This is a genomic window from Bradyrhizobium sp. 142 (genome assembly GCF_023074015.1).
Classification (GTDB): Bacteria; Pseudomonadota; Alphaproteobacteria; order Rhizobiales; family Xanthobacteraceae; genus Bradyrhizobium.
This window is the reverse complement of the sequence record NZ_JADPKQ010000025.1, coordinates 20,025-42,958: the sequence shown is the minus strand read 5'-3', so window position 1 is coordinate 42,958 and position 22,934 is coordinate 20,025. Positions and strand designations below refer to the sequence as shown.

Here is a 22,934-nt window from a genome sequence, read left to right as displayed (position 1 = left end):
GGCGCGCATGAGCCAGTAGAAGCGCCGCACTCGGATTGCAACAACGGGTGCCAATCCACGCCTCGCTCGACACGCTGACGGCGCTATTGAGGCGCGCGGACGAATCCTTCAGGTCCGTCCCTGTTCCGGCTGCTAACACTAGGCTGGGATTCCCGATCGTGGGAGCTCGAGCTTTTCCACCTGTCCGCCGCTCGGTGCAAAACAGCGGTTTGTGCGGTCTGGAAATCCGCGATAGCCGCTGTGTGTACCGAAAACTTAAGCTCGGGCGTAGTGGTGGTGAAGTCCGCCGAGGATGGCGTGTGATTTGATGCTACCGATTCGCTGAATTTGACGAGAGACTGGTGCATCTTTGTCCAATGACCGGTGCGTCCTGATGTCATTGTAATAGCGTGCGTACGATTGCAGAATCTGGCGCAGATGCACCTCACCCAGGACAATGATGTGGTCTACACACTCACGCCGGATCGATCCGATCAGCCGTTCGGCAAAGCCGTTCTGCCAGGGTGAGGCTGGTGCGGTAGGCTTGTCCCGGATGCCCATGGCGCGCAATCGGCGCGTGACGATGCTGCCATAGATCCGGTCGCGATCGCGGATGATGTAGTGCGGAGCCTCATCCCAAGGAAATGCCTCCGTTATTTGACGTGCAACCTTCACGAAGTTGAAGAATCCGAATTTCGCCGGGGTTGCGCGCGCGCTGGGTCTCTGGGGCCAGACCGTTTCGAGTGCGGACCAGTTGGAGACCGCGGTCAAGGACTGGCTGGCGCAACCGGGGCCTGCGTTCTGCACGTGCACGTCAACCCGATGCAGCTCGTCATGCCGCCATTCATGCAGGTCGAGCCTGCGATCGGGATGGCGCTTTATTCCGCTCGTGCCGTCCTGCATGGCCGTGGAGGAGACGTCTGGGAGATGGTCAAGGAGAATTTCCTCTAGTCGAGGTCGCCTTCCCTCAGCAGCAGTGTGGCGGCATCCCGATCGCTTCGCCGCACAGCATGAGAGTGGCCAAGCATTGCTGTCATGGGTCGATCGAGATTGTGAGCGGGAACGGGCAAACCTCGCTCGCTTCTTCTCGCCGAAAATTGTCGACCAGCTTGTCGGCATTCATACGCCCTTCTCTTTCGCACGCCGTCAACCCGCCACTGTCCTGTTTGCCGACATGATAGGCTTTACCGCGTATTCGTCGGGAAAGCCTCCAGACCTCGTCATCGGCATGCTGCGCGATCTGCTTCATCTCCTTAGCGAGGCGGTTTTCTCCAATCACGGATCGGTCGACAAATATCTGGGTGACGGGCTGATGGCATTTTTTGGCCCGCCCCTGACGAGCCGGCGAGATGCCACAAACGCGGCTCGGTGCGCGCTGGAAATCGTGAACGCGATCGAATGCCGGAATCAGCAGCGCATCGGCTGGAACGAGGACGCCGTCCGCATCGCCGTCGGCATTCACTACGGCGAGGTCGTGCAGGGAGATGTCGGCAGCGAAAGGCGGCTCGAGCTCACCCTGGTCGGGGACACCGTGAATATCGCGAGCCGCGTTGAATCTTATTGCCGAATTCTCGATGCTCCGGTGCTGGTTACCGGTCAATTCTTGGAGGCGCTGCTGGCAGAGGGGAGTCAGGATCTTGCGAAAGCGTTTGTCGACGAAGGTGTCCACGTATTGCGCGGTTGCAAGGAGCCGATCCGCCTCCTGAGCGTGAGAAGAGAGCGCAAGGCTGCCCCCGGACGACAGGCTGGTTTGCAGCCGTCCGGCGGATGAAGTCGGGTGAAATGGATGGGCGAGCCAGGTGGCCTATTCTGCCCTGATATCGCTTGGCGCCTTGTTCGTCCACCGATGGAACGCGCGGCGGAAATTCGCGGCGTCGCTGAATCCGAGCGCCAAAGCGATGTCGTCGTTCGAAAGCCTAGTTGTGCGGAGATATTTCAGCGCAATCTGGGTACGGAGTTCGTCCAGCAAGCCGCGATAGGAAAGACCCTCGCGGCGGCAACGGCATCCTGCGAAGAGCCACATCGGGCGGTTCGTGGCTGACGCGGAGGCGATCCATTCCTACGAAGGAACCAGGGAGATGAACACCGTGATCGTGGGCAAGTCTATCACCGGGCTTAGTGCCTTCGTCTGATCCCAACGGGACGCCGTCGCGACTTGCGCACAGCATCGTGCGTCGTCCTATCCCGGAGCGTGTCGTCCTTGGCGAGCCCACTCCGACGGTCAGATCGCAACCTGAAGCAAATGTCGGTATCGGGTGGTTGCACCTCCCCGATTTGAACCTGCCGTTCGACAGGCTTCTGATTTTAGGCGAACGATCGGAGGAAATATCGCAGATTTGCGTCGTGTGGGGAAAGGCGGTAGCGGTCTCCCGCTACGAATTTAGTCGTTTTCCCCGGGGGCTTCAGAGCATGGGCTCAAACTGGCAGTGCACGAGCATCTCGGAGACCGAGGCGTTGTTCGGTAGCATCAGCGCGGTTTCTACCAGGCGGGCGATATCGCCCGGCTGGCTCATCTCGTGGCGGGGAATCTCGTCGTCGTTCAGCGTCATGTCGGTGGCAACGTAGCCCGGGCAGATCACCGTCGCCCGAATGCCGGCCGCGCGTCCTTCCCGGCGAATGCCGTGGGTGAGTGCAACCACGGCGAACTTGGTCATGGCGTAGCCGACGTTGCTTCCCACGCGCTTTCCGGAGAGGGATCCCAGATTGATGACCCGCCCATGACCGCAGACGGCCAAATGAGGGAGGGTGGCTCTGACGAGGCGCAGGGGTCCCTTGACGTTCACGCGCCACATTTCATCCAGCTCGTTTTCGCCCTCGTCGGAGACACGGACCTTCGGATTGATGCCGGCGGTGTTGACGATGGCGTCGATACCGCCCCACCGTGCGACCGTTGCGTTGACCCAGGAAATCGGGCTCTTGGCGTCTTCGGCATCATAGCGGTGCGTCATGAGCCTCTCGCTCTCGGCGAGACGGCTCGGGTCGCGAAGTCCCGCCGATACCCGGAAGCCTGAGGCCAGGAGCTGGTCGACGACGGCGCGCCCGATGCCGCGCGAAGCCCCGGAGACCAAGACGATCCGATTGCCGACTTCCAACATCCTAGTCCGTCTCCCATGGGCGAGCGAAGAGCATCGCAAAATGTAAGGGGATGCGCGCGACGACGAGTAAGAGAAATTCACTCTGCCTGCATCGGGTGCGCTTATGGCTCGCGCGCCCGACGACTTTCGGCCGGGATATTGGCTGTCCTTATGAGGGCAGAACAAATCCGCTGTATGCGTGCGTCGGCCTCCGCACGTAACTTTCCGCCGCTCTGGCTGACGGCAAGAGAACCTTGCGGATGGGATTTTCGGACTATCGAACGGCGTTGGTGACGGGCGCGTCCTCAGGTATTGGGGCTGCGACGGTTCGGCGCCTCCGTGCCGAGGGGCTCGAGGTTCATGCGCTGGCGCGCGACGTTCGCCGGCTGTCCAGCCTGTCGGCCGAGACCGGATGCCACGCATGCGCGGTCGATGTGAACGATCTCGACGCCCTGAAGCGCCTTGCGAGCTCGGCCGAATTCGATGTTCTCGTCAACAATGCCGGCCAGTCGCGGCGCGGCAATATCCTGGATACAGCGCCTGACGATGTCGACACCCTGGTCGACGTCAATCTGCGCGCAGTCCTGCACCTGACGCGGTTGATCGCACCAAGCATGGCGAGGCGCAACAGCGGCCACGTGGTCAATATCTCGTCGATCGCCGGCCACTATGCCTTCGGCGAGAACGCCACGACATTCAATTCATCCGTGGCCTATCACGCGACGAAGGCGGGCATTCATTCACTGTCGCAGCAATTGCGCTTCGATCTCTACGGCACCTGCGTTCGTGTCACCGAAGTCTCGCCCGGGCGCGTGGCGACGAGCATCTTCCAGAACCAGAACGCCGCCGACAACCCGGATGCCCGCTTCGTCGGCGGCTTCGAGACGCTCCAGTCCGAAGACGTCGCGGATGCCATTGCGTTCGCGCTGGGATCGCCGGCGCGGATGAACGTCGCGACGATCGAGATCGTACCCACGTTCCAGGTCGTCGGTGAACTGCGATTTGCGAGCCGATCCGAGGCCGCACGTTTGAAAGAAATGAGAAGTGGAGCTGACAATGCCTGAATTCGCAAACCGCCTCAAGACCGTAAAGGTGTCGGCCTCGGCGGCGATGACGGACAAGGCGCGCGAGCTCCGCGACGCGGGCGTCAAGATCGTGGGTCTGTCATCCGGCGAGCCCGATTTTCCGACGCCGCCGCATGCGATCGAAGCCGCACATCGGGCGGCCCTCGCAGGCGATACCAAGTATCCGGCGCAGCCGGGGACCGTCGCACTGCGGACCGCTGTCCAGCGCAAGTTCAAGCGCGAGAACAATCTCGACTACGCCCTCGACGAGATCCTGATCGCCAATGGCGGCAAGCAGATCATCTTCAACGCGCTGTTTGCTACCTGCAATCCCGGCGACGAGGTCATCATTCCGGCGCCGGGCTGGATCACCTATGCGGACATCGTTCTCCTGGCGGAAGCGACGCCCATCGCGGTGCCTTGCCCGGAGAACAACCAGTTCAAGCTTCGTCCGGCGGACCTGGAGGCGGCGATCACGCCCAGGACGAAGTGGCTGATCCTGAATTTTCCCAACAATCCGACTGGCGCTGCCTGTACGCGCGAGGAGATGCGCGCGATCGCCGACGTCATGCTGAAGCACCCCGACGTCTGGATTCTCACCGATGACATCTATGAACATCTCACCTATGACGGTTTCCAGTTCTGCACTATCGCGCAGGTCGAGCCGAAGCTGAAGAATCGCGTCGTGACCGTGAACGGCGCGTCCAAGGCCTACGCCATGACCGGCTGGCGGGTCGGCTATTGCGGCGGTCCCAAGGACTTGATCGCGGCGATGAACAATGTCCACGGTCAGGCGACCGGCGGAATCTGCACGGTGAGCCAGGCAGCGGCCGTCGCGGTCCTAGACGGACCCCAGGACTACCTGAAAGAGCGCGCTGACATCTATCGCGACCGGCGCGATCTGGTGGTCAGGCTCCTCAATCAGATTCCGGGCGTCACCTGCCACAAGCCGGAAGGGGCCTTCTACGTGTTTCCCAACATCGCCGGCTGCATCGGCAAGACCACGACGGGCGGGCGACGGCTGGAAACCGATGCCGACTTCATCTCGGCGCTACTGGAGGAACAGCATGTCGCGGCGGTGCCCGGGGGCGCGTATGGCATGAGCCCGTATTTCCGCATTTCCTATGCGACCGATACCGAATCGTTGAGGGAGGGCTGCCGGCGTATCGCGAGCTTCTGCGAAAGCCTGCGCTGACCGGGCGCCGATATGTCAGGGGGCTTGGCCCTCGGCGGAGAACGAAAGATGCAACCAGCGGCATTCGTCGACCAAGATCGGAGCAGCATGCCGAACCAATTGTCATAATCCTTCCTAATGCCCCTAAACGAAGATGTTCTTGGTCCTGTAGGATGCCGACGCATAAGCTTTGTGCAAAGAGGGGTATTGCCTTGGTATCGCGCAGTCGAGGACGGCCAGCGATGACCACCAGCGACGATGCGGTGGCAATCTTAAGCGTTCAAGCTCCACCGGCAGCCAGGCGGGCATCGCGGTGGCGTCTGGCGCTGCCGGTCGGGCTTCTCGCCGTCCCGATGCTGGCATTCCTGACGTACTTCTTCTTCTATCCGGCGCTGGGGCTGCTGTTCTCGAGCATCCAGACACAGGACAGCCGCGGCATCATCGGCCGTCCATTCACACTTGCGCACTACGCCCGTCTGATCAACGTCGATCTCTATGTGCACGTGCTCTGGACGACGCTGCGGATCAGCGTCATCACCTCCGCGCTCGCGACGGTCCTCGCCTATCCGGTCGCGCTGGTGATGGTCAAGAGTCGTCCGATGGTCACGCGCATCATCACTTTGATCGTCATCGCGCCCCTGATTGTCAGCGTCGTCGTTCGTGGATACGGCTGGCAGCTCGTGCTCCAGAACGGTCCGAAGGGAATGCTGAACTGGATCCTGATGACGCTGCATATCGTCGATGCCCCGATATCGGTCCTCTACACCGAGGTAGCTGTCGTCATCGGGTCGCTGCACGTGTTCTTCCCGATGATGGTTCTGCCGCTGGCTTCAGCGCTCGGCAAGATCGATCTCAACCTCGAAGATGCAGCCCGGATGCTGGGTGCGCCGTGGTGGAAGGTATTTCTCCGCGTGACGCTGCCGTTGAGCATGCCCGGCTTCGTGGCGGGGTTTACCCTGGTATTCTCGCTCACCGCAGGCTCCTTCGTCATTCCCGCGATCCTGGGCGGCGCTTCGGCGGTCATGCTCGGCAATCTGATCGAGCAGCAGATCTTCGTCGTCTACGACTGGCCGTTCGGCGCCGCGATTGCCGTCGTTCTCGTCGGCCTGGTCCTCGCGGTGAACGGCGTCTCGATGTGGCTGCTGGAAGGCCGGCGTCTCAGGAGGCCCGACTGATGGACGAGCGGTTTTCCGGCTTCGGCGCCTTCATCCTCTACACCATCACCGCCGGCATGATGCTGTTCATCCTGGCGCCGCTGCTCCTGGTCATGGCGGTGTCGGTTTCCGACTCCTATTTCGTGACGTTCCCGCCGCAGGGCTTCACGCTGAAATGGTATGCCAAGGTTCTCCAGGACCGAGACTTCCTCGAGGCGATGAGGCTGAGCATACTGCTCGCGCTCGGCACGACGGCGGGCTCGCTCCTGTTCGGCGTGCCCGCGGCCTTCGCGCTGGTCCGTGGCAAGTTCTTTGGACTGGCAGCGATCAAGGGGTTCTTGCTGTCGCCGCTGATTTTTCCGGCGCTGGTCACGGGCCTGGCGTTGCTTCAGGTCCTAACCAAGCTCGGCTCGCAGGATGCGCGGCTCAACCTCCTGATCGGGCATGTGGTCGTGACGTCGCCCTATGTCATCCGCACAGTCGTCACCAGCCTCCAGCTCGTGGACGAGAATCTGGAGGATGCCGCGCGCACCCTCGGCGCAAACCGGCTGACGACCTTCTGGCGCGTGACGTTGCCGCAGATCGGCTCGGGCGTCGCCGCCGGCGGGCTGTTCGCCTTCATGGTGTCCTTCGACAACTATCCGGTCACGATGTGGCTGGCGAACTCGGAATACTCGCCCGTGCCGCTCGTCCTGATGCGGCAACTGGTTAACGTCTTTGACCCTTCCGTACCGGCGATGTCGACGATCATCATTCTGATGGGGATGGTCGGTGTGCTGCTGCTGGAGAAACTGGTCGGCCTTCGCCGCGCGCTGGCTGCCTGATGTGCATTGGTAGATGGAGATTGGACCCATGAAGCTGACACGTAGGACTCTCATTAAAGCCGGCGCATCCGCGGTTGCTTTCCCGACGATCATCAACCGGTCGTGGGCGGAGGACGCCAAGCAACTGCATGTCGGCGTATACAACTCCGCGCTGGGCAAGCTGATTCAGAAGGAAGTCATTCCGAAATTCGAGGCCGAGTTCAAGTGCCGCGTCTTCACGATCGAAGGCGCTACGCTTTCCAACATCGCCGCCCTCCGCGCCACCCGTGATACGCCGCGCTTCAGCATGATGATGATGGACGATGTCGGCATCCCCCAGGCCAAGCAGGAAGGGCTGATCGACAAGCTCGATCCCGCCAGGATTCCGAATCTTGCCAAGGTCTATCCGCGCTATCTCTTCGAAGAGGATCATGGCGTCGGTTTCTCGATCTCAAGCGCGGCCATGTTCATCAATCCCCAGGTGACGAAGCCGCTCGAGAGCTACGAGCAGATCTTCGACGCAAAATATCGCAAGCAGATCCTGCTTAATACGCCCAAGAACACCCAGAGCGTGCTGATGCTCATCGTGGCGACGGCGCTCACGACGGGCAAGCCGCTGAAGGAAGCGCAATACCTGGTCGATAGCGGTTGGGACAAGCTCGCAATGCTCAAGCCCAACGTCCTGACGATCTACGACAGCGAGGCGCAGGTGCTTCAGGTGGCGCAGGGCCAGGCGACCATCGGCGGCATCGAATATTCGAAGGCGATCTATCCGCACACGGCCAAGGGCTTGCCGCTCGACATGACGTTCCCGAAGGAGGGCGCGTTCACCGGGATCAACAGCATGACGCTGGTCAAGAATGCGCCCGAACCCGAGCTTGCGTGTGCGCTGATCAACCGCATTCTGGAGCCCTCGGTCGCCAAGATGCTGTCCGAGCAGACGCTCAGCGCGCCCTCGGTGGGAGGGATCGACTTCAAGCCGGAGACGGCCAAGTTCCTTGCCTATCCCGACACCAAGGCGACCGATCTCGGACTGTTCACGCCGGATTGGAAGTTCATCGTTCCGCGCCGCGGTCCGTGGCTGGAGCGGTACAATCAGGTGTTCACGAGCTAGGACGGGCTACCATGAGGTCTTCCGAAGTCAGGCTTGACCGCCTCAGTAAGGAATATAACCGCAGTATTGCGGTCGAGGACGTCTCGCTCACGATCGAGCCCGGCCATATGGTCGCGCTGCTCGGTCCGAGCGGATGCGGAAAGACGACCTGCCTGCGCATGATCGCGGGGCTGATCCGCCCGACATCCGGCGACGTCTTCGTGAACGACAGGAGGATGACCGATGTTCCGGTGCACCGCCGCAATGTCGGGATGTTGTTCCAGAACTACGCGCTGTTTCCTCATCTCACGGTCGAGGAGAACATCGCATTCGGCCTTGAGATGCGCGGGATATCCAAGGCCGATGCCGCAAGGAAAGTGGGCGAAGCACTCAATCTCGTTCAGCTGTCCAGCTTCGGGAAGCGCTATCCGGCGCAACTCTCCGGCGGCCAGCAGCAACGCGTCGCACTGGGGCGGGCCCTGGTGATCGAGCCGGCCATGCTACTGCTCGACGAGCCGCTCGGGGCGCTGGACAAGGGGCTCCGCGAGAGCATGCAGGTCGAACTGCGCGCCCTTCAGCGCAGACTCGGCCTGACCACCGTCATGGTGACCCACGACCAGGACGAAGCCCTGACGATGGCCGACAAGATTGTGGTGATGCGCGATGGCAAGCTCGAGCAGGTCGGCTCGGCGACCGAAATCTACCAGCGCCCGACCTCGAAATTCGTCGCCCAGTTCATCGGCGCGTCAAACCTGTTCGAGGGCCCCATCGAGCAGCGCAACGGAAACGGGGCGGTCATTCGCGTCTCGCCCGAATTGAGCCTTCAGGTCGACCAGATTCCGCAATCGGCAAGCGATGTAATGGTCTCGATCAGGCCCGAGGCAATCGTGGTCGAGCGCGTTGGCCAGAGCCCGGCGGCGCAACGCCTCAACAGCGTGATGGCGCGTGTCGACCAGGCCATCTATCGCGGATTCGTCAGTCACTACTATCTCAAGACGCCGAGCGGCGGGCAGATCATCGTATTCGAGCAGAACCAGTCGCAACAGGCCGGACTTCGGTACGCCGTGGGTGAGGAGGTCGTGGCGCGGTGGGAGTCGCCCAGCAATCACGTCATTGCGCGTCACTGAAGCGGCGTACGAGCGCGGCGTCTCGCGTGCAATCGACATCCTTTATACCCGCAGACGAACATCGTCTTGGATCGGCTTGCGCCGCTTGGCTAGATTTGACTGTGGCAGCGCCACGCGCGTTCGACCAGCGAGGCCCTTTTGTCGGTTAATCAGCCCAACGCTCCCTTTGTCGGCACGATCGAGAAAAGCCCGAAGATCAGCCTGATCGGCACGCTTGCGATGCTAGTCGAAGCGCCGGGTGACTTCGACCTGGTGCAGCAGGGACGTGTCTGGGCGCTTGCCGATGCCCTCTCGTCCTGGCCAAATGTCCAGGAGGCCGTCATTGGCGTCACGAACGTGATGCTGGCATTTGAGCGGCCGCCCGAAGATATCGGCGTGCTCAGCGCTTCAATCGTCGAGCTGTGGCACCGTCTGCCAAGCCGCCAGGCGGACGGCAAGCTCATCGATATTCCTGTCGTCTATGGCGGCGAGCACGGATTCGACTTGCCTGCGGTCGCTGCGCGCGCGGGGTTACCCGAACGGGAAGTGATCCGGATTCACAGCAGTGGGGAATATACCGTCTGCGCCGTCGCAAGTTCGCCAGGGTTCGGTTACCTCCATGGCCTCGATCCGCGCATCTACATGCCACGAAAATCCGTACCCTCACTGAACATGTGTGCGGGCTCGGTAACCATCGGAGGGATGCAGACCGGCGTCGCTGTCCTGACCAGTCCGAACGGGTGGAATGCGATTGGCTGGGCCTCGGTTGCGATGTTCGATCCGCAACGGGCGCAGCCGTCTCTGATGCTGCCGGGTGACCGCATCAGGTTCATGATCGATCGGATCGAGCTATGATCGAGATACTGACCAGCCATGCGTTCAACACCATCCAGGATCAGGGCCGCTACGGCGCGCGCTGCCTCGGTGTGAGTACATCCGGCGCCATGGATCGCGTCGCGCTCGGGGCCGGCAACGCGCTGCTCGGCAACGATCCCGATGCAGCTGGTATCGAGATTCAGACGTTCCCCTTCCGCCTGCGATTTTCAGCCGACGCCACGTTTGCGCTCACTGGTGCCGATCACGATGCCACATTGGCGGGCGCCGCTGTCCCATCCTGGTGGTGCAGGCGGGCCAAGGCGGGCGATATTCTCTCGATCGCAACGCCCCGGCGTGGCGCGCGCGTCTACGTGACGTTCGGAGGGGGCATCGGTGTGCCGCGCGTGCTGGGCTCGCGCAGCACCCATCTGCGCGCCGGATTCGGCGGGATGGAGGGGCGCGCCTTGCAGGCAGGCGACGTCGTGCCGGTGGGCGGGACACAGTCCGAAGCCACCGGCCGCTTCGGCTTCGGCGTCGAGCCACCCGATGTGGCGATCGCTGGCCGTGGTCCATCGAAGGGCCGCGTGCTGCCGGTGCGCGTCATGCGGGCCGGCGAATATGATCTGTTTTCGGAGGCGATGCAGGCCGCGTTCTGGTCCACGACATGGAAGATCAGCGCCCGGAGCGATCGGGGCGGATACCGTCTCACCGGCGGCAAGCTGACATTGGACGCGCCGGTCGAGATGCGTTCGCATGGCGTTGTGGCAGGCGTCGTGCAGGTGCCGCCTGCCGGCGAACCGATCATCCAGATGAGCGACGCCAACACGGCCGGTGGCTATCCGAAAATGGCCGCCGTGATTCAGGCCGATCTCTGGCGTCTCGGCCAGGCGGCGCCGGGATCATTCATCGCCTTCAGCGAGGTCAGCTATCAGGAGGCCGTTGCGGCCATGGCTCCCGTCAACGACTACCTCGTGAAGTTGCGAGCAACCGCGGATCTCTATCGAGCGCTTTGAGTGGACGTCAACAATAACAAGAGCAGGGTACGAACATGAAAATTGGCATCGACTCAGACATGGGCGAAGGTTTCGGCAATTATCGCGTCTGCGACGACGAGGCGCTGATGGGCATCATCTCGTCCGCCAACGTGGCGTGCGGCTTCCACGCTGGCGATCCTGTCATCATGGATCGCATGGTTCGCCTGGCGAAGCAGAAGGGGGTCGAGGTCGGTGCCCATCCGGGCCTGCCCGATCTGCTCGGGTTTGGCCGCCGCGTCATCCAGATGGATGCCGCCGAGCTCGAGAAGCACATGGTCTATCAGATCGGCGCCTTGCAGGCGATTGCAGCCAATGCCGGCCATCGCGTGACCCATGTCAGCTTCCACGCCGCGATGGGCAACATGGTCAATGCCGACCCCGATATGGCCGATGTCGTTGCCCGTGCGATTGCGACCATCAATCGCGATTTCATCGTGTTCTCACAGCCGGACGCCGAGATCGTGCGCGCCGCGCGCAAGGTGGGCCTGCGCATCCTCACTTTGTTCCTGGCTGATCGCGCCTATGACGAGCACGGTCATCTGGTGTCCCGCAAGCTTGCCAACTCGGTCATCACTTCGGCTGATGCGGTGGCCGAGCGGGTCAAGCGCTTTCTCGATAGTGGCACTGTGCAGACGATCGAGGGCAAATCGATCAAGGTCGAGGCGCGCTCGATCCTGATCCATAGCGACACGCCGGGTTCCGTCAATCTTGCTGGCACGGTGCGCCGCGTGATCGAGCAGGGCGGCGGCGAAGTCACGCCCGCAACTGTACTGCTCAATTGATCGGGCTTCCCTCGGAGAGCGGGCGGATGCGCACAATCGGTGTGCCGTAGCCGACCGTTGCGCCAGGCTCCGCGATCACGGCATCAACGGTGCCGGCGGCCGGTGCCACGATGGGCGCATACAGCAACCCGATTTTGACGAGGCCGACGATCGCGCCGGCCTCGATCCGCTGGCCCTGTGCGACGAACGGCTTGTCCCGCCAGGGATGAGCCACAAGGAAATGCCCTGCGACGTCGGCTTTTGCGATGACGGAATGGTCTACAGCCGGGGCCGCAAGCGTCGGTGACGTGGCCATGCGCGGGCCCGTGTCGACGACCAGCTTCAGGGACTGGCCGGGCTCCTCGATTTCGATCGTGTCGACGCCGGACCTTTCGAGGATCTGCGCCAGACGTGCGATGTCGGTCAGCTCTATCGGCATTTTCTGATCTCCTCGATGAGGCGCGCGTTGATTCTGAGCCGCTCGAGATAGGCTGACATCTCGGTCTCGGCCGCCAGCGCATCGGCGTAGGCCGTCTGCTCGAACCGCAACTTGCTTCCGAGCCGCGCCTGCCCGACGCGCCACAGGTCGGCCCGGATCACGGTTGCCATTTTCGGATAGCCGCCGGACGTCTGGGCGTCGCGCATCTGGATGATCGGCTGTCCGTTCGGCGGAATCTGGATCACGCCGGGGACGATGCCGTGCGAGCGCTTCTCGATCGGCGCTTTCGGCTTCACGGTGGGGCCTTGCAGGCGGTAGCCGTAACGGTTGCTCTGCGGCGTGATCTTCCAGCTGCTGGACCAGAACAGCGCCTGCGTGGCGGCGTCGAACCCGTCATATTCGCCGGCAATCACGACCCTGACGATGGTCTCGTCCGCGACGGCGTTCGGCCGTGCAAGCGTGATCTCGGCCGGCTCGATCCCGAGATCCCCAATGGTCGCGGTCGACGCGGCGCAGGGCAGGATGTCGCCGGGCTGGAGCGGCCGTCCGTGCCAGCCGCCGAACTCGCCGCGAAACTGCGTGCTGCGCGAGCCCAGCACCATGGGCACGTCGATGCCACCGCCGAATGTCAGATAGCTTCGTGCGCCGCCGGGCATTGGCTTGACGGTCAGAATATCTCCGGCACGGGCGCGCGAACGCCACCATGGCGGGATCACGCGTCCTGCGATCTCGGCCTCGACGTCGGCGCCCGTGAGCGCAAAGGCCATGTTCCGGCCGAAACGAAGCTTGAAGGGCAGCATCGGGATTTCGATGCCGGCAGCGTTCTCGTCGTTGCCGAGAAGGATGTTGCCGGCGCGCAGGGCGACATCGTCCATCGCACCCGAAGTGCCGACCCCGAAGCGATACTGGTCGAAGCGGCCGAGATCCTGGACGCTGGCGGGCCCTGTGACTGACAGGATCTCGATCACCGGATCACCCGTTCGATCTCGAAACGGATGGTATCGCCCGGTACGAGCGCGGCCGGCGTCGGCCAGGACGGATCGAAGAAGGTCCAACTCGTATGCCCGATGGCGTGCCAGCCGCTCGGCCCGGGCGAAGCGGAGACACCAGTCTGCGATCCGCCGATCGACACCGAGCCGCCCGCGGAGCGTTGCAGCGGCGTCTGCCGTCGCGGCATGGTGATGCGCGGGTCCATGCCGCCGAGATAGCAATAACCGGGATGGCTGCCGAGCGCGAACACCGTGTAGAGCGGGGCCGCATGGAGCGAGACCACGTCGTCGACGGACAGGCCGCAATGGTCGGCGACGGACTGAAGCTGCGATCCGATCTCGCCGCCATAGGTGACGGGCAGCCTGATCTCGCGGCCGCCGATCGCGAGGCCTTCCGCCGCGTCCCAGCCGTCGTTGAGAGCGGCGATCAAGGTGTCCAGTTTGCGCGGAGGGGTCTCGAAGGTCAGCATCAAGTTGGTGATGCCGGGAATGGCCTCGCGGATTTCTGCCCATTTCGACGCGGTGGCCGCCAGCGACCAGATGCGCCGCTGGTGCGGCAGGTCGAATTCGCCGGGCGCCTCGAACAGGAGGGCCGATGTCCCGAGCAGGCTGATCCGCGGTCGGTCCGGCGTCGTCATGGCGCGGCCACCCGCGCATTCATCCAGTGCTCGAGATGATGGATGTCGTAGCCGCCGCGGCAGAACGTCGGATCGGCGAGGATCGCCTGGTGCAACGGCACATTGGTTCGGATGCCTTCGGCGCGCAGTTCGGACAAGGCGACCCGCGCACGCGCCAGGGCCTCGTCGCGGGTGCCGCCATGGGCGATGAGCTTGCCGATCAGCGAGTCATAGTGACGGGGAACGATGGCGCCGGCGGTGATATGCGAATCGACGCGGATGCCGATGCCGCCCGGCACGTCCCAGCGCGTCATCGTGCCGGGCGAGGGCGCGAAGGTGCCGGGGTCCTCGGCATTGATGCGGAATTCGACGGCGTGACCGACACGCGCGATGTCGCTCTGCGCTATCCCCAGCGGCTCGCCTTGCGCGATGCGGATCTGCGCCTTGACGATATCGATCCCCGTCGTCATCTCGGTGACCGGATGCTCCACCTGGACGCGCGTGTTCATCTCGATGAAGAAGAATTGCTCGTCCTCGTAGAGGAATTCGAAGGTGCCGGCACCGCGATAGCCGATCCGCCGGCAGGCTTCGACGCAGCTGGCGCCCACTTGCTCGATCAGCACGCGGTCGATGCCGGGCGCCGGGGCTTCTTCGACCACCTTCTGGTTCCTGCGCTGAAGCGAGCAGTCGCGGTCGCCGAGCCAGAGATGATTGTCGTGCTGGTCGCACAGCACCTGAATCTCGATATGACGGGGCGTTTCCAGGAATTTCTCGATGTAGACCGCAGCGTTCCTGAAAGCCTTGCTGGCTTCCGCGCGGGTCAACGCCAACGCCTCGTCCAGCGCGCCTTCGCTGCGCACGATCCGCATGCCACGCCCGCCGCCGCCACCGGCGGCCTTGACGATGACAGGATATCCGATGTCCCGGGCGATCGCGCGCACTTCCGCGGAATTATCCGGCAACGCGCTGTCCGGGCCGGGCACGCAAGGCACGCCCGCCAGTCGCATCGCGCGCTTGGCCGCGACCTTGTCGCCCATGGTTCGGATACAATCCGCCGGAGGGCCGATGAAGGTGAGGCCGGCGCGCGCGACCCGATCGGCGAACTCCGCACTCTCAGAGAGGAATCCGTAACCCGGGTGGATCGCCTGGGCGCCGCTGACTTCGGCTGCGAGCAGGATTGCCGCAGCGTTGAGGTAGGTGCTGCTCGCCGGCGCCGGCCCGATGCAGAGGGCCTCATCGGCGAGTGCGACATAGCGCGCGTCGCGGTCCGCCTCCGAGTAAATGACGACCGCCTTGAGACCCATCGCCCGACAGGCGCGCTGGATGCGAAGCGCGATCTCGCCGCGATTGGCAATCAGGACCTTGTCGAACATCAGGACGAATCCGCAGGACCGATCCGGAACAGGGCTTGCCCTGCTTCGATCTCGTCACCGTTCTCAGCGAGAATCGCAAGCACGACACCGGGTGCCTCGGCGGCGATGTCGATGAAGGTCTTCATCGCTTCGATGATGCAGATCTTCTGCCCGGCCTCGATCCGCGCGCCGACCTCGATCAGCGGCGGCTCGTCCGGCGCAGCAGCCCGGTAGAAGACGCCGTGCATCGGTGCTGGCACGACGATGTCGGCAGTAACCTCGGGAGCAGGGCTTTCCCGGTGATCGAGAGTGGGGGTCTCGATATTGCCCCCGTTTGCAGGCTGCGCCGGGACCGCAGGGGCTCCTGCAGAGGCGCGCTTGAGGATGCGAATGCGGGTGCTGTCCTGCGTGAGGTCCAGCTCCGCGATGGAGGAGCGCGTAACGAGATCGATGAGTTGTTCGATTTTGGAGAGGTCCACAGTCACGCTCCGCGTTGACGGCCTGTCGAGTTCGGGGCGTTCATGCGTCACTCGGCCGGCGGCCGGCCCTTCTGTGCAAAATTGAGGCCGCCGACGACCTGCTGGGTCGGCAGGACTTCCATGAACGCGACATTCATGCGCGCTGGCGATCCAACTGCGAATGCGATCGAATTGGCGATGTCCTCGGGCTGGAGTGCATCATAATCGTCGAAGAAGCGACGCTTGGCTTCGGCCAGATCACCGAGCAGCCGGCCGAAAACCTCGGTCTCGACCCGGGCCGGCGATATTTCGGTGACGCGAACCCTGGTCCCATAGAGATCGACGCGCAGTTGCTGCGACAGCGAATGAATGCCCGCTTTGGTGGCGTGATACACGGTGTTTCCGCCGCCAAACGCGTAATGGCCAGCGATGGAGGAGATGTTGACGACGTGGCCTCGATCACGGTGCGCCATGCCTGGCACGATCAGTCGCGTCAGATGCAGGACTGCGCGCAGATTGACGTCGATGAGCGCGTCCACGTCTTCAGGTGTCGTGTCCAGGATATTGCCGCGCCGGGACTGGCCGGCGTTGTTGACCAAGACGTCGAACTCGGCCGACTTCACCAGTGTCGCAAGCGCATCGAGGTCGCTGATGTCGATGGCGCACGGGCGGCATCCGGTCTCCGCGGACAGGGCGGTCAGGCGTGTGGCGTCGCGGGCCACGGCGTAGACTTCGAGCCCTTCCGCGCGCAGGCGGCGAACCGTCGCGGCCCCTATTCCGGAGGATGCGCCCGTCACCAGGGCCGTCCGATAGTCCGAAAATCCCATCCGCGATGGCTCCTCTGCTACCGTCCAACCCGCTGGTGGCTTCGGCTGCAACGCGAGCGGCGGACGAGTTCAGCACTAGCTATAGGCCCCTCAAGTTCCCAGTGGTAAGAACAATTCGTTCTGATCCCATAGCTTCAGCCTATTGCTGCTGCATTGCTCCCTGTCTGGATATCCGGAGACGCCGTATTGGATACGAAACGCTTGGAGGCCTTCATCAAGGTCGTGGATCTCGGCAGCATGACGAGCGCGGCGAAGGTCCTGAATGTCGCCCAGCCGGCCCTGAGCCAGCACATTGCGAGCCTGGAGGCGGAATTCAAGTGCAAGTTGCTCGACCGCAGCGCCCGCGGGGTCAAGCCCACGGAGGCCGGACGAATCCTCTATCGCTATGCCAAGTCGATCCAGCGGCAGATCGAAGAGGCCAGGCGCACCATTCTGGACAACAAGCCGGAGCTGACCGGCAACGTCACGATCGGTCTGGCGCCGCTCAGCTCGGCGGCTTTGCTGGCGACCCCGCTGCTGATGCAGGTACGCGAACGCTATCCCGGCATCGTGCCGCACATTTACGACAGCTCCGGGGTCATGCTCAGCGAGATGATGCTGAAGGGGAGCATGGATATGGCTGTCCTCTACGGCGATCGCCCGGTGACCGGTCTCGATTACAAGCCGTTGATGCGCGAGTACTTTTATCTTGTCGCGCGCCGCAGCATGTATCCGGAGCAGATGCCTCCGGAGGAAGTTTCGGCGGCGGAGGTGGCGCAATTCGACCTGCTTCTTCCGTATCGGGAATCTTTCCTGCGACAGACGGTCGAGCGGGTCTGCGCCGAGGTGGGACTTCGCCCGCGCATCGTTGCCGAGATCCATTCCCAATCGACTCTCTCTTCGGCGATTGCAGCCGGAGTGGGGGCGGCAGTGCTGCCCATGTCGATCGCAAAGGAGTTGCCGAACCTCGACGAGCTCTGCATTCGGCGCATCGATGCGCCGTCGGCCTCGCAGCAGATGTCACTATGCATTTCCGATAATGCTGCGTTGTCCGACGCGGCATTCGCTGTCTACAAGATCTTGCTCGAGATCATCGCCAAGACGTGGGGGCCGTTTGATCTCCACCTCGGCTCGGCTGCCATCGTCACGGACGGCCCAACGTCGTCTCTGGATCGTCCGAAGGACGAGCCATAACGAAACACGATGCGGCAATCCTAAAATCTGAATTTGCCGCTCCAGGTCGGTTGGTTATGGAGGTGTAACAGAGATCGCGACCGCCGCAAGGAGATATAATGGTGCATGTGATCAGGACATTCGATCGGCCCGCCGCCGAGCTTGTCGAGCGCATCAAGAAGTTTCCGCCGTCCACCCTTCACGAAGCGCAGGGGCGATCCGGCGCGCTGACTTCCCGCATCAAGCCGATCTATTCCGGGATGCGCGCCTGCGGACCGGCGCTGACGGTGAGCTGCCATCCAGCCGACAACATGATGCTAATCACGGCGATTTCGCTGGCCAAGCCGGGCGACGTGCTCGTGGTGAGCGCGGGCGATCATCCTGAGCAGGGCGGCTTCGGCGAGGTGCTGGCGACGGCCTGCGTCGCCAAGGGTATTGTCGGCCTGGTCACGGATGCCGGCGTTCGCGACGGACCGGCGGTGCGCGACACCGGCTTCAACGTCTTCTCCTACGGCCTCTGCATGAAAGGCACCGTCAAGGAGACCCTCGGCTACATCAATCAGCCGATCGTCATCGGCGGGATTGCCGTCCGTCCCGGCGATATCGTGAGTGCCGATGATGACGGCGTCGTGATCGTGCCCAAGGAGAACATTGCGGACGTTTGCGTCAAGTCGGCGGCGCGCGAGGACAAGGAAGCCGGCGTGATGAAGGCGCTCAAGGCCGGCGGAGATATTCTCGAGCTGTCCGGCATCGGCAAGGTGCTGGAGGCCAAGGGCTGCACCTTTGCCTGAGCGACTACGCGCCGCAAGCGAGCAATAACAGGAAAACCAGTGTCAGCCATTCTGGGCTCGGGCGAGCACCGCTACCGCGTCGTCGACAATTTCGCGAAACTGCCTGACGGCTGGCAGCTCACCGACGTCGCCTCGGTCGCGGTCGACAGCAAGGATCGCATCTACGTCTTCAACCGCGGCGCCCATCCGATGGTGGTGCTCGACCGCGATGGCAATTTCCTTCGGAGCTGGGGCGAGGGGCTGTTCTCCCGCGCGCACGGCCTGCATATTGATGCCGGCGACAATCTCTACTGCACCGATGACGGCGACCACACCGTGCGCAAATGCAGCACCGACGGCAAGGTGCTGCTGACGATCGGCGTCCCCGAAAAGCCCTCGGCATTCATGAGCGGCGATCCCTTCCATCGCTGCACCCACACGGCGCTGTCGCCGAAGGGCGGGATCTACGTCTCCGACGGCTATGGCAATGCGCGCGTGCACAAATACACGCCGGACGGCAAGCTGATGAAGAGCTGGGGTGAGCCCGGCACCGACCCCGGCCAGTTCAACATCGTGCATAATATCGTCACCGACGCCGACGGCTGGGTCTACGTCGCCGACCGCGAGAACCACCGCGTGCAGGTGTTCGACGGTGACGGCAAGTACGAGACGCAGTGGAATAACTTGCACCGGCCCTGCGCGCTGTGCTGTTGCGGCGGCGGCAAGAGCCCGACCTTCGTGATCGGCGAGCTCGGTCCCGCCATGGCCGTCAACCACAAGGTGCCCAATCTCGGCCCGCGGCTGTCGATCGTGGACGCCAAGGGCAAGCGCATCGCGCGGCTCGGCGGCGAGGATGGCCCCGGTCTTGCGAGCGGCAAATTCCTCGCGCCGCATGGCATCGCACTGGACTCGAGGGGCGACATGTATGTCGGCGAGGTCGGCGTCACCGACTGGAAGACCAATTTTCCGGACGAGGACATGCCGGCCGTGGTCCGCACCTCGCGTTGCCTGCAGAAACTGGAGCGCGTGGCGGACGTTCCCCGCTAGAGGCGAATCTCGACGGCCGGCCGGCTGCCTCCCTCGCCAGCGCTGCGTCCGGTTGCCATATCGTCCCGTGCTGTGGATATATTGGCGCATCGTCATAACCGGGGCTAGGGGTGTGTCGCCGCGCCTGAATTTTCGTCAGATCGAGGCTTTCCGCGCGGTCATGCTCACCGGCACGACGATCGCGGCTGCCAATATGCTCAACACGACGCAGCCCTCGATCAGTCGCTCGCTTGCACAGATTCAGTCGTCGGCGAAACTCAAGCTATTCGAACTCGATCGTGGCCGACTGCGTCCGACGCCAGAAGCCGTCATGCTATTCGAGGCCGTGCAGCGGAATTTTCTCGGCCTGGAGGCCATCGAAGAGACGGTGGCGTCTCTGCGCCGCTCGGGCATCGGCCGGCTGCGCGTGGCCTGTACGCCGGCGCTCGGCATGAGCGTCATGCCCGCCGTCATGGCGAGTTGCGGCGCATCGGCCTTGCCGAAACCACCTTTGCAGACGCCACCTGCGGCACCATCCGTCTCAAGCTCCTGAAGATCGGCGCACTGGTGCGCATCAGCGTCCGCCGCATCAGGATCGCCATGGCCTCGGCCTGCCCAGCCGCCCAGCCGTGGGGACACGCGGCTCGTCGCCTGGCCGAAGCCGCCAAGGCTCGCGCCTCGCCGGCCTGACACGCGAAGCTGCGACGCGCCCAATCGGCGGCATCCACCAATGGCCCACCGGAGACACTCAAAACCAAATCCCCAGCCGCGCCTTCAGCGCCACGGCTCCTCGTCGCCTTCGCCAGATCCTCCTATCACCGTCCCAGAGCAATTGGTCGTGTGAGAAATACGGGCTAGGCTCCAAGGCATCGCAGATTGTCGCCGAAGGCTCATATGAGCTTGCCGACCCGACCATCGACTCCCAGATCATCCAGCTCAAGGCCGAGGAGACTCTCATTCGCCAGGCGACGTCGCTTCATGGCGAGCGCATGCCCCTGATGCTTCCTGGTGTGTCGATCAGCACGGAACTGGGGGACTACACCGCGTTCAAGGTTCTGCGGATAACCGTGCCGAAGGCCAGCCGCATTTGTCCATCTCGCCAAGGCGCGGACGAGCACCGGCGCAGTTCTGACGTGCTCCGCGACCGCTCTTCAAGTTGGCGAATTGCGTTGTATGCTCGCACGTAGCGTATTAGCGCACTCCACCATTTCATGCCGCCCCTTTTCGGTGAAATTCGTGGGCGCAGGCGGTTCGCGTGAAGCTGAAGATGCACCACGAGCCGCGGCTCGAAGGTTCAGCCTGATCGATGGATCGCACCGCATCAATTTCCGTTTTCATGCAATTAATTCTGCTTCAATTTGTTCTTAGAACTTTAGGAAAATAACGCGTGTGTTGCAGTTGTATGCGTGGAATAAGAAACGCAAGCCTTCGGACGAAGTTGCAGTCGGACAGCTGTCCTCATTGATGTGAACTGCTTCATACGCACGCTCGTCGTTTGTTCGTACAAGGTCGAGTAATGGATGCGAGATCCAATTTACGGAGGCCACGCAATGCCGGGCTTTTTTTCTGGCTACGAGATCGTTGCCGAGACCAAGAACTTCCTCGTCACCTGCGAAGACGATTCAGGCGCTCGGCAGCGTGCTCAAAGCATCGGAGCAACCTGCGAAGCGGACCTGTTTAGGCTCAATCAGCTTTTCAGTACGAACTTCGCAGCGGGAATGAGCTCGCCGCATTCCATTTGGGTCATAGTCTTGAAAGATGACCCGTCAGCGGGTGCCAATGGCTGGAACTATGGCTACGAGACGGAAGAGAGCAGTCAAATCTGGATACGGCGAGCATTCACGCCCCCTCCGCCTCCACCTCCATCGCTCTTCCCTCCAGATCCGCCACCCCTCAGTGGTCCAGATCTGAATGCCGCGGTCATTGAATTCCCGAGGTTCGTCTTCGTGGCGGAGCTGGCCGAAATCCTGATGGGGTTTACGGGCTATGGTTGGGACGCGGGCGCATCGCCGGGAGAAGGTCTGTCGAACTTGCTGGGCGCGCTCCTGCATCCGCGAGGCTACTATGATGCCGGTCAGGGGCCCGGAATCAATCAGTGGCTGAACGGTGGGAGCGGTAACCCGCCGCGCTTCGACTTCGTATCCACAATCAAGAATACCGACCAAGATATCTACTCCTACGGCTGTGCAATACTGTTCCTCAATTACCTTGTCTATCAGCGCGGGATTCCGTTGGAGAAGGTTATTCGCGCGGGAGGCAGCACTCTCGCGGAGACCTATTCGCGTGTAACTGGAGAGCCAGCCAGTGCTGCTTATTCGGCATGCAACGCGCTTCTTGCAGCGCATATTCGCAACTCCACAACGAACAGCATGCGACGGGATAACATCTTCCCGCTGCTTGATGCGGCGCATCGCAGCGTTCAGACCACGCAAGGTGACCCCATCGACAAAGGCCACTTCGACGAACCCAACTCGACTTCCTTCGTGGTGAAGCCCGGACTGATGTGCTCGCCGTCTGCTTACGATTTCTTCAAGCACGAGCAAATGGTAGAGCAGCCCATCTTCGCTGTAGCGCGAGGGATGGCGAACGCGAGATTCAATTGGAGCATTAATGATTTGCCAGCACCAGTGCACGGGAGCTGGACACAGCTTACGGTCAATAGTCCACTCACGATCAAGAATCCGGATGGCACGGTGACTACTGTCGCCAACACGACGACTTTACTCTATGGCATCCTCGATGCCTGGAATGCGAGCGTGCTCTATCTGAAGACATTGAATAGGAACGGAAACACCGATCTGACCGTAAAGGTCCTTGCACGAGAGGCGGTAGAACTCGATGGCGATGTTTCCGCTGACGAGTCTGTAGGCCTAACTACGGTGACTTGGACAGCCGGGGAGGAGCTCAAGAAGGCACGCAAGAGGTGTAACCCGTTCTATGCGGAGGTAAACGATTCTGTGTGGCATTTGACCGAGAAGCTTAGCGACCTGAAGAACAGGCCGGATCCACCGTATGAGCGAGCTGTCCGAGAGATCGTCAACGAGGTGGAACGGCTCCAGAAGGCGGTTGATCGCTACTCCCAGGCTGGCGGACAGACGCGGTCGGAGACATGGCACCAGCTCGGCAACCGAGGAGAGCTGCGGTCGATTGACCCGGCACCTTCGCTCTTGAGTTCCCCGCGTATGCGACTGCCGTCAGTGACGCACGGACAAGATCGCGATCGTTCCGAGAGTGACTAAGTACTCA

Annotated in this window: 25 protein-coding genes and 1 pseudogene; 17 read left to right on the top strand and 9 right to left on the bottom strand. The window is 62.5% G+C overall.

All coding sequences use genetic code 11. The annotated features are described in order from the left end of the window. Positions 1–255: 255 nt before the first annotated feature. Positions 256–882: a transposase gene (locus IVA82_RS02110; protein WP_247383614.1), complete on the bottom strand. Its 627-nt coding sequence runs from the start codon at positions 880–882 to the stop codon at positions 256–258. A 124-nt stretch (positions 883–1,006) separates the two neighbouring features. Between IVA82_RS02110 and IVA82_RS02105 the strand changes: the two genes are divergently transcribed. Then, positions 1,007–1,750, top strand: coding sequence for an adenylate/guanylate cyclase domain-containing protein (locus IVA82_RS02105; protein ID WP_247383613.1), 744 nt, complete (start codon positions 1,007–1,009; stop codon positions 1,748–1,750). A gap of 33 nt (positions 1,751–1,783) precedes the next feature. On the opposite strand, the gene IVA82_RS02100 is transcribed toward IVA82_RS02105, so the two are convergent. Together IVA82_RS02100 and IVA82_RS02095 are read right to left on the bottom strand one after the other, a co-directional pair. Then, on the bottom strand, positions 1,784–2,002 hold the full coding sequence (locus IVA82_RS02100; RefSeq protein ID WP_247383612.1) for a helix-turn-helix domain-containing protein: 219 nt from the start codon (positions 2,000–2,002) through the stop codon (positions 1,784–1,786). Positions 2,003–2,381: 379 nt separating this feature from the next. Then, complete coding sequence (locus IVA82_RS02095) at positions 2,382–3,074, bottom strand: SDR family NAD(P)-dependent oxidoreductase (protein WP_247383611.1); 693 nt, start codon at positions 3,072–3,074, stop codon at positions 2,382–2,384. A 239-nt stretch (positions 3,075–3,313) separates the two neighbouring features. On the opposite strand from IVA82_RS02095, the gene IVA82_RS02090 reads away from it, so the two are divergent. The 9 genes from IVA82_RS02090 (at position 3,314) to IVA82_RS02050 (ending at position 12,079) form a co-directional block, all read left to right on the top strand. Further along, positions 3,314–4,117 carry an SDR family oxidoreductase gene (locus tag IVA82_RS02090; RefSeq protein ID WP_247383610.1) on the top strand — a complete coding sequence of 268 codons (804 nt, stop codon included), beginning with the start codon at positions 3,314–3,316 and terminating at the stop codon, positions 4,115–4,117. Beyond that, entirely contained in the window at positions 4,110–5,312 is a 1,203-nt protein-coding gene (locus IVA82_RS02085; protein ID WP_247383609.1) for a pyridoxal phosphate-dependent aminotransferase, read from the top strand. The genes IVA82_RS02090 and IVA82_RS02085 overlap by 8 nt, the downstream gene beginning before the upstream one ends. A gap of 221 nt (positions 5,313–5,533) precedes the next feature. Continuing rightward, complete coding sequence (locus tag IVA82_RS02080) at positions 5,534–6,466, top strand: ABC transporter permease (RefSeq protein ID WP_247383608.1); 933 nt, start codon at positions 5,534–5,536, stop codon at positions 6,464–6,466. Further along, positions 6,466–7,269, top strand: coding sequence for an ABC transporter permease (locus IVA82_RS02075; protein ID WP_247493138.1), 804 nt, complete (start codon positions 6,466–6,468; stop codon positions 7,267–7,269). Before IVA82_RS02080 ends, IVA82_RS02075 begins: the two co-directional genes overlap by 1 nt. A 28-nt stretch (positions 7,270–7,297) precedes the next feature. Beyond that, positions 7,298–8,362, top strand: coding sequence for an extracellular solute-binding protein (locus IVA82_RS02070; RefSeq protein WP_247383606.1), 1,065 nt, complete (start codon positions 7,298–7,300; stop codon positions 8,360–8,362). Positions 8,363–8,373: 11 nt separating this feature from the next. Beyond that, positions 8,374–9,468 (top strand): ABC transporter ATP-binding protein, encoded by a 1,095-nt coding sequence (locus IVA82_RS02065; protein WP_247383605.1) that lies wholly within the window; start codon positions 8,374–8,376, stop codon positions 9,466–9,468. Between the two features lie 138 nt (positions 9,469–9,606). Further along, entirely contained in the window at positions 9,607–10,302 is a 696-nt protein-coding gene (pxpB, locus tag IVA82_RS02060; protein WP_247383604.1) for a 5-oxoprolinase subunit PxpB, read from the top strand. After that, complete coding sequence (locus IVA82_RS02055; protein ID WP_247383603.1) at positions 10,299–11,276, top strand: biotin-dependent carboxyltransferase family protein; 978 nt, start codon at positions 10,299–10,301, stop codon at positions 11,274–11,276. Before pxpB (IVA82_RS02060) ends, IVA82_RS02055 begins: the two co-directional genes overlap by 4 nt. Positions 11,277–11,311: 35 nt before the next feature. Further along, the gene (locus IVA82_RS02050; RefSeq protein ID WP_247383602.1) at positions 11,312–12,079 is read left to right on the top strand and encodes a 5-oxoprolinase subunit PxpA; all 768 of its coding nucleotides are present in this window, start codon (positions 11,312–11,314) and stop codon (positions 12,077–12,079) included. Here the strand turns inward: IVA82_RS02050 and IVA82_RS02045 are convergent. From IVA82_RS02045 to IVA82_RS02020, 6 genes are read right to left on the bottom strand one after another with little or no spacing between them, the layout of a single operon-like run. Further along, entirely contained in the window at positions 12,072–12,497 is a 426-nt protein-coding gene (locus IVA82_RS02045) for an acetyl-CoA carboxylase biotin carboxyl carrier protein subunit (RefSeq protein ID WP_247383601.1), read from the bottom strand. The two genes, IVA82_RS02050 and IVA82_RS02045, sit on opposite strands and share 8 nt — an antisense overlap. Continuing rightward, positions 12,488–13,465 carry a biotin-dependent carboxyltransferase family protein gene (locus tag IVA82_RS02040; protein ID WP_247383600.1) on the bottom strand — a complete coding sequence of 326 codons (978 nt, stop codon included), beginning with the start codon at positions 13,463–13,465 and terminating at the stop codon, positions 12,488–12,490. The genes IVA82_RS02045 and IVA82_RS02040 overlap by 10 nt, the downstream gene beginning before the upstream one ends. After that, on the bottom strand, positions 13,462–14,124 hold the full coding sequence (gene pxpB, locus IVA82_RS02035; RefSeq protein WP_247383599.1) for a 5-oxoprolinase subunit PxpB: 663 nt from the start codon (positions 14,122–14,124) through the stop codon (positions 13,462–13,464). The genes IVA82_RS02040 and pxpB (IVA82_RS02035) overlap by 4 nt, the downstream gene beginning before the upstream one ends. Beyond that, positions 14,121–15,476, bottom strand: a complete 1,356-nt coding sequence (gene accC, locus IVA82_RS02030; protein ID WP_247383598.1) for an acetyl-CoA carboxylase biotin carboxylase subunit — start codon at positions 15,474–15,476, stop codon at positions 14,121–14,123. The genes pxpB (IVA82_RS02035) and accC overlap by 4 nt, the downstream gene beginning before the upstream one ends. Further along, on the bottom strand, positions 15,476–15,934 hold the full coding sequence (gene accB, locus IVA82_RS02025) for an acetyl-CoA carboxylase biotin carboxyl carrier protein (protein ID WP_247383597.1): 459 nt from the start codon (positions 15,932–15,934) through the stop codon (positions 15,476–15,478). Before accB ends, accC begins: the two co-directional genes overlap by 1 nt. A gap of 47 nt (positions 15,935–15,981) precedes the next feature. After that, entirely contained in the window at positions 15,982–16,740 is a 759-nt protein-coding gene (locus IVA82_RS02020; RefSeq protein WP_247383596.1) for an SDR family oxidoreductase, read from the bottom strand. A gap of 186 nt (positions 16,741–16,926) precedes the next feature. Between IVA82_RS02020 and IVA82_RS02015 the strand changes: the two genes are divergently transcribed. From IVA82_RS02015 to IVA82_RS01985, 7 genes and pseudogenes are all read left to right on the top strand, one after another. After that, the gene (locus IVA82_RS02015; protein ID WP_247383595.1) at positions 16,927–17,913 is read left to right on the top strand and encodes a LysR substrate-binding domain-containing protein; all 987 of its coding nucleotides are present in this window, start codon (positions 16,927–16,929) and stop codon (positions 17,911–17,913) included. A gap of 98 nt (positions 17,914–18,011) precedes the next feature. Beyond that, positions 18,012–18,683, top strand: coding sequence for a 4-carboxy-4-hydroxy-2-oxoadipate aldolase/oxaloacetate decarboxylase (locus tag IVA82_RS02010; protein WP_247383594.1), 672 nt, complete (start codon positions 18,012–18,014; stop codon positions 18,681–18,683). Positions 18,684–18,722: 39 nt separating this feature from the next. Next, the gene (locus IVA82_RS02005; RefSeq protein ID WP_247383593.1) at positions 18,723–19,709 is read left to right on the top strand and encodes a peptidyl-alpha-hydroxyglycine alpha-amidating lyase family protein; all 987 of its coding nucleotides are present in this window, start codon (positions 18,723–18,725) and stop codon (positions 19,707–19,709) included. Between the two features lie 67 nt (positions 19,710–19,776). Next, positions 19,777–20,241 (top strand): LysR family transcriptional regulator, encoded by a 465-nt coding sequence (locus tag IVA82_RS02000; protein ID WP_346658704.1) that lies wholly within the window; start codon positions 19,777–19,779, stop codon positions 20,239–20,241. Continuing rightward, positions 20,172–20,378, top strand: a pseudogene (locus IVA82_RS01995) (transposase); the annotation flags it as partial. The gene IVA82_RS02000 and the pseudogene IVA82_RS01995, both read left to right, overlap by 70 nt. Then, the gene (locus IVA82_RS01990) at positions 20,318–20,875 is read left to right on the top strand and encodes a hypothetical protein (RefSeq protein ID WP_247383617.1); all 558 of its coding nucleotides are present in this window, start codon (positions 20,318–20,320) and stop codon (positions 20,873–20,875) included. The pseudogene IVA82_RS01995 and the gene IVA82_RS01990, both read left to right, overlap by 61 nt. 363 nt (positions 20,876–21,238) lie before the next feature. After that, positions 21,239–22,927 carry a hypothetical protein gene (locus tag IVA82_RS01985; protein ID WP_247383592.1) on the top strand — a complete coding sequence of 563 codons (1,689 nt, stop codon included), beginning with the start codon at positions 21,239–21,241 and terminating at the stop codon, positions 22,925–22,927. The last annotated feature ends 7 nt before the right edge of the window (positions 22,928–22,934 follow it).